Raw genomic sequence first — 11,837 nt, 5'->3', positions numbered from 1 at the left:
CGAAATAAAGCACTCGTTTGCCTTTTGGCAAAGAGTGTTTTTTATTTAGAAATTAATATTGACGATAAAAATTTTTGTTTTTATACCTGGAGAATATTTTTAGTGGTGACAATTTCTACGGAAAACACAAAGGAACAAGGGACGGTTCGAAGCCACTGAAAAAGTACCCTAATTTTCAAACAAAAAATTCCCATTTCTAGTTAACTTCTAGAAACTGGGGATTTTTTCTAATTTTTATTATTTTTTGGTGTGAAACACCTCTTTTATGAGGCTATTATTTTTGCTATCCTCTTCAAATTAACTGCTATTGCAGTTAATTTTGCTTGTGTAGACATGCTTTTTAGATCGTACCCCCTGGCACGATCTAGCCCGTGAAAATTCTTCATCTCGCCGTTTTTCCATTCTTGGCAAGCCCGTTTCTTATATGTTTCTTTAAATTCTTCTGTTTTCTGTTCTTGGCTATATCCGTAAAATTCCGGAGTATTTAGCCCTACCACAAGAATTTTTCTGACTCGTTTTTCTTTAATACAATCATCCCGTAAAGGACAACCTTTACACTTTTCCTTTTCGAAGTAATATTTATAGTATTCTCTTCCACTTTTTACTTTTGCGTATTTTTTACCTTCGGTTTTGTTTCCTTGTTCACAAAACCATTCATCAGAATCTTTATTATAACTGAATCTTTCTTCGTCAATCCTATAAGCCATGGCACTTACAGGTATATAGGGTTTGGCTTCTAGTTCTTTGATTTTATCAAGTATAGGTTTCCTAAAATATGCTTTATCACCGAAAACTTCTTTTATATTGACCCCACTTTTCTCGGTCAGCTCCATTAACTCATTAAACTGTGTACCATCTACATAGGCTCCATTATTAACTCTAACAGCTGTAATAATTCTCTCTTCCGTTGTAATGGTGTATTCTGTTTTGTATCCAAAGAAGTGTTCGTTTTTACTTTTATGGCCAACCCTTGCATCCTGGTCAACGATTGAACGAACTCCTTTTTGTTCAATAAATTTAGGGTCTTTAAGAATCTCTTTTGCATTTTCTATGATTGCTTTTGTTTTGGGACTTCTTTCGATGTCTACACTTTTTTCAACTTGAAGAATAGTCTCTTCGAGATAGTCTTTCATTACAGTTTTGGCTTTTTTAGGATCTTCAACGTCTTTATATTCAGGAATATCTTGACTGACAGAACTAGGTACCTCCCCATTTTCTTCATCTACTGATTTAAAGATCTTTTTTGCCAGCCTCTTCATCACTCTTTCGGGAGTTGCCTTAAACGTGTTTGCGACAGTATGAGTAGTATCAATACTAATTCCAACTTCTTTAATAATGCCCTTTTCTACACATTGTTTAACAATTTCTATCAAGAGGTCATCTAAAGTTACATCATGAAGTTTTTTTGTTCTAAACTTGGACAAAAGGCTAGGATCTGGCAATTTCTCCTCTGGGTTAATATCAAGAAAATACATATAGGCAAGATTTAGTGAGGCATCTGCAATCACTTCTGTATCGGATAAATTCTTCATTTTTTGCAGAAATAGCAGCTTGCCCATGAGTTCAGGTTCTTTGGCAGGCCTTCCATAAAATTCACAGTAGGAATCTTTTAGTAGTTTATTAATAAAACTAAAATCAAGGTTATCTTTAAGGATTTTGAAAATATTATTTTCTGGAATTTTGTTATATAATATGGAATAGATACTTAATTGCATATCTTTGCTTTTAAGCATAGAAAAGACCTCCGTTTGGGTGATAGTTTCTCGACAACTCTATTATACCAAAACTGGAGGTCTTTTCTTGTTTTTGGTCAATTTTACATTTTTTAGGAGTAGTTTTTCAGTGGCTTCGGACGGTTCCGGCGTTTCCCTAATTTCTACCACTTAGTTGGTTTCAAGATCATTTCAAGTTGGATAATTATGAGTTTATCTCGCTTTAACATGCCTAAATATCCTTACATCAATATTCTAATTTTATAAAAGGAAAAAGTGGGGAATAAATTGCTCGTAAAGGTCTGAAGGGTTCAACTAACCATCTGCGTGGGATGAGGAAGACCACCACTAATGGAAGTTTCACTTAATAAAAATTGATTTTCTTCTAGAAAAAAAGAAAACAGCATCTTCTGACATGTTGGATGCTGCGTTTTCAGTAGAAAACTGTTTAAAACCCGCTTTACTACCAAAATATGATTTATTAATCAAACGTTTGATTTATTTTTCAAATGGGAGGGTCTCCATCATTTAAATGATGCTTAAGAAAGGGAATGGATCACTCTTTAAATGGAAATTGTTAGGGAAACAAGAGAACCGTCCCCATGTTTTTCTCTGTTTTTCATGGTAAAATTATACTATTAGTATTTTGATGGTGGGAGATTTTTATGGGAAATATAGCAATTGAGCAAAAAAATAACAAATTTGTTGTGACGAATAGATTGGTCCAGCCTGAAACCATTAACGAACGCGAATTAGAGATTGTTGTTGGAAGAAAGGCTGGTGGCTTGCTTCCGATTACCAAGGAAACATCTAAAAAGGGCATCATCATGAAATGCGCCTTTGAAAATATGGCGTCATTAAAAACTTATTTTAATGGGATTGTTAGTAAGAAAATGTTTCTGGATATCGTTGTTCAGATTGTTTCAATTTTGAAGGAATGCGAAAAAAATCTAATGAATGTAAACAATCTTATGTTAGATTGGGAGTATATTTTTCTAACTCCAAGGACCAAAACGGTTCAATGCATTTTTTGGCCAGTTTTTAATAATCAGTCTAGTCAAAATTGGGCTGGATTTTTTAAAGAGCTTCCTTTTCGGGTTGTTTTTTCAAAGCAGGAAGAACATGAGTATATCGCCGATTACTTGCAATATTTTAATAGCCAAACTACTTTTTCAATCCATAGTTTTGAAAAATTGATTCTAGAATTGATGGGTAAGGGTGTGGAAAACAAGGCGCAGCAACAATCTGTACCTATTTTTAAACAAGACAAAGTGAATATATGTTCAAAGTGTGGAAATGTAGGTGAGGAGAGCGCGAAGTTTTGCAAAGTCTGTGGTACTCCGATACATGTAAATGTGATGGGAAATGAGCCGTCAAATCAATCAAGCATTCCAGGAATGTCGCCTGGATATGCGGAGGGGACCACTGTCTTATATGCTGATCGTGAGGAACAACCAAACTTTCCATACTTGATAAGGGAAAAGACGCAAGAGAAAATTGACGTCAACAAGCCAACTTTTCGGATTGGGAAGGATAGCGGGTCCTGTGACTATAGTGTAATAGATAATAATGCAGTGAGCCGTAATCATGCGAATATTATCAGTAAAAATGGACGCTATTATATTATTGATAATCGTTCAACTAATAGCACTTACGTAGATGGGAGGGCTATTCCTGTACAAACAGAGGTGGAAATCTTTTCTGGGGCAAAGTTAAAATTGGCTAATGAGCCATTCGTCTTCTATCTTTAATTCATTGTTAAAATAAAAAAGATGTTTCCCAAGTCGGGAAGCATCTTTTATTTTGTCATCCACTCTTTCACGACGATAGTGGAGGATCCGCTTTTAATGAGTGGGTCTAATTGACCGATGCGCTGTGCCTCGGTGAATGAACCAGCACGGATAATATATGCCCCACCTGTAGCGTCACTGAACGGGCCGTACATTTCTAATTTGTTTTCCTTTTTGAGGCGATTGAGATACTCATAATGTGCAGGAATCTGCTCTGGGTCAAATTTTTCTGTTCTAGTCGTAATAAATAAGTACTTGTTCAAAGGTAACTCCTCCATCATTAGAACTATATGATAACAGTATTTTATCACTATTTTGAATTTTTTGTTATTGTTTTTCATGGTGGAGGGTTAATGCCAGGCTGTTGCTTGTGTCGGTTTTTGTCGAAAATCGGATAAATACCCAAATTCGTCGGATAAACATCCCGAAACGTCGGATAAACAGTCCGAAACGTCGGATAAACAGCCCGAAACGTCGGATAAACAGTCCGAAACGTCGGATAAACAGCCCAAAACGTCGGATAAAACCAACAGAGACCAGTTTACCCCGACCAAAACCACGGTAAAAACTAGAAAAAACTAATAATAGCGAGAATTGCTTGACCTAAAAATTATTGTACTGATAAAATAATCAAGGAACTATTACATAACCTTCATATACACTCGATAATATGGTTCGAAAGTTTCTACCAGATCACCGTAAATGATTTGACTATGAAGGCAGACTATACAGTATATTTGCACCTATACTAGAATTCTGCTTTTGTGAATAACGAGGGGAGAATTCTAGTTTTTTTGTTTATGGTTTATAATAAGTGCAAGATTAATTTTAATAAAGAGGTGTCCAAAGTGACAGAAAAATCGGAGTTTAAGGATTTAGAGAAAATTATTGTACTTGATTTCGGAAGTCAATATAACCAACTAATTACACGTCGTATCCGAGAGTTCGGTGTATTCAGTGAATTACACCCACATACGATTACTGCCGAAGAGCTTAAAGCATTAAATCCAAAAGGAATTATTTTTTCCGGCGGTCCAAACAGCGTTTATGATGAAAACTCATTTCGCGTTGATGAAAAAATCTTTGAATTAGGATTACCAATTCTCGGTATCTGTTACGGTATGCAGCTAATGACTGTTAGCCTAGGCGGTACAGTTGAGCAGGCAAAACAGCGTGAATATGGAAAAGCTGAAATTAAAGTAGAAAATCAAACGAAGCTATTTGCTGAACTACCACAAGAACAAGTGGTTTGGATGAGTCATGGTGATTTAGTAACACAAGCACCTGCTGGATTTACTGTTGATGCAACAAGCCCAAGCTGCCCAATTTCATCTATGAGTGATGAAAATCGTCAGTTTTACGGCGTGCAATTCCATCCTGAAGTTCGCCATTCAGTATACGGAAACGAACTATTAAAGAATTTCGTATTTGGTGTGTGTGGCTGTGAAGCAAATTGGTCAATGGAAAACTTCATTGAAATGGAAATGAAGAAAATCCGTCAATTAGTTGGCGATAAAAATGTACTTTGTGCTTTGAGTGGTGGAGTTGATTCCTCAGTTGTTGCAGTATTGATTCATAAAGCAATTGGCGATCAATTAACTTGTATCTTTGTTGATCACGGTTTATTGCGTAAAGGTGAAGCTGATAGTGTTATGAAAACCTTTGCTGATGGCTTCCACATGAACGTTATTAAAGTTGATGCAAAAGAAAGATTCATGTCCAAGCTTGAAGGAGTTTCTGACCCAGAAAAGAAACGCAAAATTATCGGTAATGAATTTATCTATGTTTTCGATGATGAATCACATAAGCTAGAAGGAATTGATTTCTTAGCTCAAGGAACGCTTTATACTGATATTATTGAAAGTGGTACAGCTACAGCACAAACGATTAAATCTCACCACAATGTTGGTGGACTTCCAGAAGACATGCAATTTACGCTAATTGAACCACTTAACACTCTATTTAAAGATGAAGTGCGTGCATTAGGTACAGAACTAGGTATTCCGGATGAAATCGTGTGGAGACAACCATTCCCAGGCCCTGGACTTGGTATTCGTGTCCTTGGAGCCATCACAGAAGAAAAATTGGAGATTGTTCGTGAATCAGACTATATCTTACGGGAAGAAATTAAAAAAGCTGGTCTTGATCGCGATATTTGGCAATACTTCACAGTGCTTCCAGACATTCGTAGCGTCGGAGTAATGGGTGATGCCCGCACTTATGATTATACAATTGGTATTCGTGCGGTTACATCAATAGACGGGATGACATCAGACTGGGCCCGCATTCCTTGGGATGTTCTAGAAACGATTTCAACAAGAATCGTTAACGAGGTTGCTCATATCAACCGAGTTGTCTATGATATTACAAGTAAGCCACCAGCAACCATTGAGTGGGAATAATTAAAAATTCGATTAATGAACAAAATACGAACGATAAAAAAACGAACATGAATAATGTTCGTTTTTTTGTGTTGACTTGAATTATGTCAGTATAGTAATATATAAAAGTGCTTAAGAATATAATAGATTACCATCGTATAATATTGGGAATAAGGCCCAAAAGTTTCTACCGAGCTGCCGTAAATAGCTTGACTACGAGGTAAAGTGTAAATAATTGGGAAGAGATTTTTGTTATTATAATAAACCTTTTCTCCCATCTTTACCTTCCTCATGTCAATGCTCCCAGACGCTCTCGGAGCATTTTTTATATTTTAGGAAAAGAACATGAGGAGGAAGACCATGAAGAAGTATTTTCAGTTTGAAGAGCTTGGTACAAATTATCGCCGTGAAATAATTGGTGGGATCACAACGTTTTTAGCAATGGCTTATATATTAATTGTCAACCCGCTTACGTTAACACTTGCGGATGTTCCTGATTTGCCAAATCGGATGGACCACGGAGCGGTTTTCGTTGCAACGGCACTCGCAGCAGCTGCTGGTTCAATCGTTATGGGCTTATTAGGGAAATTCCCAATTGCTCTTGCTCCTGGGATGGGGTTAAACGCATTTTTCGCTTATACAGTTGTATTAAGTAGTGGAATGCCTTGGCAACATGCGCTAGGTGCGGTATTTATTTCAAGTGTTTTCTTCTTATTATTAACTTTAACTGGCTTCCGCGAAAAGCTGATTAATGCAATTCCGGTTGAATTAAAGCATGCGGTTGGTGCAGGGATTGGTTTGTTTATTACATTCATTGGACTTAAAAATGCAGGGATTATTGTCAATAATGACGCAACCTTAGTTGGACTAGGGGATTTGACGAACGGTAATACACTACTTGCAATCTTTGGTATTGTTATTACAGTAATTTTTATGACAAAGGGAATCAACGGTGGCGTATTCTATGGAATTATTATAACGGCAATTGTTGGGATGATTTTCAATTTAATTGATATGCCGACTAAAGTTGTTGATAAGATTCCAAGTATTGAACCAACCTTTGGTCAAGTATTTACAGCCTTTGGAGACAGTTCATTTTACACAACTGAAATGCTTGTGATTATTCTAACCTTTTTATTCGTTGACTTCTTCGACAATGCAGGAACGCTTGTAGCTGTAGCAAATCAAGCTGGTTTAATGAAGGATAACAAACTCCCTAATGCAGGTAGAGCGTTATTGGCGGATTCAATCGCTTCGTTAGTAGGTTCGATTTTTGGTACATCTACAACTACTTCTTATGTTGAATCATCGGCAGGGGTTGCAGCTGGTGCGAGAACGGGATTTGCCGCACTAGTGACAGCAGCATGTTTCTTATTAGCATTATTCTTCTTCCCGTTATTATCAGTAATTACTGCTCCAGTAACATCAGCTGCATTAGTTATTGTTGGGGTACTGATGGTGTCTTCATTGGCAGAAATCAAATGGTCGAAGTTTGAAATAGCTGTTCCAGCGTTTTTAACAATGGTGACAATGCCACTTACTTATAGTATAGCAACCGGTATTGCAGCAGGATTTATTTTCTATCCGATTACAATGATTATGAGTGGAAAGAGAAAAGAAATTCATCCAATTATGTACTTATTCTTTGTCATCTTCGTGTTATACTTTATCTTCTTAAAAGAATAATGATTCATTGTAAAATAGCCATGGGATTCCGTGGCTATTTTTATTTTTGGCTATGTAAAGCACAGTGTTGATTTATACCACGTTGATTGGAGTGGAAATCAATATCCAAGATGTTGAAATAATATGCGGACAGTTAGTCCTTTAATTGTGCATGTTGTATTAAGGACACCAGAGACCTTATTTTGATTAAAACAACAAATTTTGATTTTTAGCGGACACAGAGTACCCTATTTGCCTATTTAACCGTGATTTCACTTGATTTTAGCCCGAATAAGAGCATATGTGTCCTCTTTGACCCAGAATATAACCTGTTTTTACGAAATAAGGTATTCTATGTCCGCTCGAATTTCGTAAACCGAAAATCAACAGCCAGGTTTAACACAGCCTTATTTTTAAAAAAGAAGTTGAGCTTAAAATCGAATGGCTATATCCATTGACTTACAAAAGTGACGCAGTTAAGATGAAAAGTGAGTGTCGAATATAGTCGAAATGAGGAGAGCCAATGAGGGTTGAAGTAGACAAAATTCTAAATAACAACGTGCTGATTGCAAAGCATACCTCCTTTGGTGAAGTGGTAATTATCGGTAAAGGCGTGGGGTTTAATCGCAAAAAAGGCGATACTATTGATACTACTACTATAGAAAAGTTATTTGTTTTAAAAGATGAGAAGGAGCAAAAGGATTATATTAAGCTTTTGCCTTTTGTCGATAACGATATGCATGATTTGATTATTTCGGCAATCAATCTTATCAAAACAAAAGTAAATGCTCCTCTTAATGAACACATACACGTCGCGTTAACTGATCACTTAATGTTTACTTTTACCAGAATGAGTAAAGGGATGGAGATTCGAAACCCGTTTTTAGTGGAGACGAAAACCCTTTATCCTTTTGAATATGAAATAGCAAGAGATGTTGTAAATCACATCTCTGCCAAAAGCGGGATCATAATGCCTGAAGGAGAAATAGGTTTTATCGCCCTTCATATTCATAGCTCTATCATGAATCGTGAGTTATCTGAGGTCAATCAGGACTCGCAACTTGTGACAAAACTGGTAAATATGATTGAAGATCAATTAAAAATAAAGATAAACAAGGATAGCATTGACTATACCAGACTGGTGCGGCACCTGCGTTACACGATTGAAAGAGTCAAAAATGGTGAGCGAGTGGAGGAGCCAGAAAAAATATCTTCTCTATTGAAAGAAGAGTATCCGGTGTGTTACAATCTGTCATGGAAACTCATTAAAGTTTTACAGCAAGCTATATCAAAACCAGTTTTTGATGCAGAGGCAGTTTACTTAACCATGCATCTGCAACGGCTTCAGAAAAAAATTAAATAATGCAATCATTACATTTTTTTACGTGTTACTGATTCGATCAGGCATGAGTAAAGAAGAGTAATTGAAATAGAAGTTTTTGGGGAATCTACCCTTAAGCTTTTGTTTTCTTTTACACTCCTTTCCTCATGCCTTTTTTATTTTGCTTGTATGTAAGCGGTTAATGAGAAATGATAAAACTTAAATCATTGGAGGTAGTATGCATGTTTAAAAAAGCTTTTGGTGTACTTCAAAAAGTTGGTAAAGCCTTAATGTTACCAGTAGCGCTTCTTCCTGCAGCGGGTATTCTGCTAGCATTAGGTGCGGCGTTAAGAAACCCAACTTTATTGGAATTGGCACCATTCTTGGATAATAATGCGGTTGATATGATCGCAGCTGTAATGCAAAACGCTGGAGACATTGTCTTTGGTAACTTAGCTCTATTATTTGCGGTAGGGGTCGCTGTCGGTTTAGCCGGTGGTGAAGGTACCGCTGGACTTGCTGCACTTATTGGTTACTTAATTATGAATGTAACGATGGGGACAGTGTTGGGAATTGAGGCAGGAGATGTAGGACAAGCAACAGTTCTAGGTATATCAACGCTACAAACCGGTGTATTTGGCGGTATTATCGTTGGTATTATCGCAGCAGCGTTGTATAACAAGTTTTATGAAATTGAATTACCGTCCTATTTAGGATTCTTTGCAGGTAAACGTTTTGTTCCAATTATTACTGCGGCAACTGCCGTTATACTTGGTTTAGTCATGATTGTAATTTGGCCACCGATTCAAGAAGGATTGAATTCGTTCTCGCATAACATGGTTAATGCAAACTTAACCATTTCAGCCTTCATCTTTGGTGTAGTTGAGCGTTCATTAATTCCATTTGGTTTACATCATATTTTCTATTCTCCATTCTGGTTTGAATTTGGACAATACGTAAATAATGCTGGAGAAGTAGTAAAAGGTGACCAAGCAATTTTCATGGCACAAATTTCTGATAACGTTCAAAACTTAACAGCTGGTACGTTTATGACTGGTAAATTCCCATTCATGATGTTCGGTTTACCAGCAGCAGCATTAGCTATTTACCATGAAGCTCGACCAGAAAGAAAAGCGATTGTCGGTGGATTAATGGTATCCGCGGCACTAACTTCTTTCTTAACAGGTATTACTGAACCGATTGAATTCTCGTTCTTGTTTGTTGCGCCAATTCTATTTGGAATCCATGCTATCTTTGCAGGTTTCTCATTTATGATTATGCATTTATTAGATGTTAAAATCGGGATGACTTTCTCTGGTGGCTTAATCGACTATATTTTATTCGGTCTAATTAATCCACAAACAAACGCATGGTTAGTCGTGCCAGTAGGTTTAGCATTTGCAGTAGTTTACTACTTTGGTTTCCGTTTTGCTATTCGTAAATTCAACCTTAAAACACCAGGTCGTGAAGTAGTTGAGGAAGAGGAAGAAGCTGTAGGTGAATCAGGTAATGAACTTCCATATAACATTCTTGAAGCGATGGGTGGACAAGAGAATATTGCGCACTTAGATGCTTGTATTACTCGTCTTCGTGTTTCAGTTAAAGATGTAAAAAATGTTGACAAAGATCGCTTGAAAAAATTAGGTGCCGCAGGAGTATTAGAGGTAGGTAACAATATCCAAGCCATTTTTGGTCCTCGTTCTGAAACGATTAAGGGTCAGATGAAAGATATTATGACTGGTAAAAGACCGAAGCCGGCACAATCAGCTGCAGCAGGTGCAGAAAAAGTAGAACAGCAAATTGAAGCGGTTAATCCAACTGCACTTCAAAATGATGTATTAAAAGAAACATCAATCATTTCTCCTATTAAAGGTGAAATTAAACCGATTACTGAAGTACCAGATGCAGTTTTCTCAGGTAAAATGATGGGTGATGGTTTCGCAATCATTCCTTCAGACGGAACAATTGTATCTCCGGTTGATGGAAAAATCGTTAACTTATTCCCAACTAAGCATGCGATTGGAATCCTTTCTAATGGTGGCAGGGAAATCCTTATCCATGTTGGTATCGACACAGTAAACCTAAAGGGTAAAGGTTTTGAAACGCTTGTATCAGAAAATGATACTGTTGTAAAAGGCCAGCCGTTGTTAAAGGTTGATTTAGATTTCGTTAAACAAAATGCACCATCAATTATTACACCGATTGTATTCACTAATCTTGAACAAGGTGAATCTGTGGTACTTAACAAGCAAGGTGCAGTTGGTTTAAAAGAAGAAAATATCATTTCAATAACAAAATAAATATAAAAGAAGCTGAATTCACGCTTTTGTGAATTCAGCTTCTTTTTATCTTTCTAGAACGAGAAGACAGCTTCCTCAAGGAATGTGATGGAGGTAGCACGATTAGTAGCGAGGGGGTAATTGTGATCTGCTAAGTCGTTTTAATTAAATATCTTGTGAGTAAAATAAAATCTTTAAAAAACTAGTTGCTAAAAAAGTTGCTGGGTGCTATTATAGATGAACAGCGTCACCGAGGGTCATCACTACGAAAAATAAATTTTAAAAAAGTGTTGACTACTTATCGCGAACGAGATATACTAAGAAAGTTCGCTTCTGGCGACGATAAAAAATTGCTCTTTGAAAACTAAACAAACAAACGTCAACAATAAAATTTTTATCGTGTTTCTTCTATTATATAGATGAACACGAGCCAATGTAACTTTTATGAGCTAAATCAACTCAACTTTCTCGCGTATAACGCGCAGTAATATCCTAACGGATAACTGCCCGTAAATGCCCGATTGATTCGACTAACCATCTAAAGATGGAAGTCTCATCTTATTGGAGAGTTTGATCCTGGCTCAGGACGAACGCTGGCGGCGTGCCTAATACATGCAAGTCGAGCGGACTTGAGGGAACTTGCTCCCGATAGTCAGCGGCGGACGGGTGAGTAACACGTGGGCAACCTG

Annotated in this window: 6 protein-coding genes, 1 rRNA gene, 1 pseudogene and 2 riboswitches; of the genes and pseudogenes, 6 read left to right on the top strand and 2 right to left on the bottom strand. The window is 36.9% G+C overall.

The window, feature by feature from the left end; translation table 11 throughout:
• Positions 1-266: 266 nt before the first annotated feature.
• A pseudogene (locus FXW34_RS22535) lies at positions 267-1,733 on the bottom strand (IS1182 family transposase); the annotation flags it as partial.
• A gap of 644 nt (positions 1,734-2,377) precedes the next feature.
• Between FXW34_RS22535 and FXW34_RS22530 the strand changes: the two are divergent.
• Positions 2,378-3,463 (top strand): FHA domain-containing protein, encoded by a 1,086-nt coding sequence (locus tag FXW34_RS22530; protein ID WP_147536263.1) that lies wholly within the window; start codon positions 2,378-2,380, stop codon positions 3,461-3,463.
• Positions 3,464-3,510: 47 nt separating this feature from the next.
• On the opposite strand, the gene FXW34_RS22525 is transcribed toward FXW34_RS22530, so the two are convergent.
• Positions 3,511-3,765, bottom strand: coding sequence for a YciI family protein (locus FXW34_RS22525; protein WP_147536262.1), 255 nt, complete (start codon positions 3,763-3,765; stop codon positions 3,511-3,513).
• A 369-nt stretch (positions 3,766-4,134) separates the two neighbouring features.
• Positions 4,135-4,236: riboswitch (purine riboswitch) on the top strand.
• Between the two features lie 114 nt (positions 4,237-4,350).
• Here FXW34_RS22525 and guaA point away from each other — a divergent pair.
• From guaA to FXW34_RS22500, 5 genes are all read left to right on the top strand, one after another.
• Positions 4,351-5,904 carry a glutamine-hydrolyzing GMP synthase gene (gene guaA, locus FXW34_RS22520; protein WP_147536261.1) on the top strand — a complete coding sequence of 518 codons (1,554 nt, stop codon included), beginning with the start codon at positions 4,351-4,353 and terminating at the stop codon, positions 5,902-5,904.
• A gap of 113 nt (positions 5,905-6,017) precedes the next feature.
• A riboswitch (purine riboswitch) is annotated at positions 6,018-6,119 on the top strand.
• A 124-nt stretch (positions 6,120-6,243) separates the two neighbouring features.
• Positions 6,244-7,569, top strand: a complete 1,326-nt coding sequence (locus FXW34_RS22515) for an NCS2 family permease (protein WP_147536260.1) — start codon at positions 6,244-6,246, stop codon at positions 7,567-7,569.
• Positions 7,570-8,071: 502 nt separating this feature from the next.
• Positions 8,072-8,911 carry a glucose PTS transporter transcription antiterminator GlcT gene (gene glcT, locus FXW34_RS22510; RefSeq protein WP_147536259.1) on the top strand — a complete coding sequence of 280 codons (840 nt, stop codon included), beginning with the start codon at positions 8,072-8,074 and terminating at the stop codon, positions 8,909-8,911.
• A 200-nt stretch (positions 8,912-9,111) separates the two neighbouring features.
• The gene (ptsG, locus tag FXW34_RS22505; RefSeq protein WP_147536258.1) at positions 9,112-11,169 is read left to right on the top strand and encodes a glucose-specific PTS transporter subunit IIBC; all 2,058 of its coding nucleotides are present in this window, start codon (positions 9,112-9,114) and stop codon (positions 11,167-11,169) included.
• Positions 11,170-11,706: 537 nt separating this feature from the next.
• A 16S ribosomal RNA gene (locus tag FXW34_RS22500) occupies positions 11,707-11,837 on the top strand; the annotation flags it as partial.

It is taken from the genome of Bacillus marasmi, from assembly GCF_902168435.1.
GTDB classification, from domain to species: Bacteria; Bacillota; Bacilli; order Bacillales; family Cytobacillaceae; genus Bacillus_BU; species Bacillus_BU marasmi.
The sequence above is the reverse complement of the archived record's forward strand: the minus strand, read 5'-3'. Positions and strand labels throughout refer to the sequence as shown.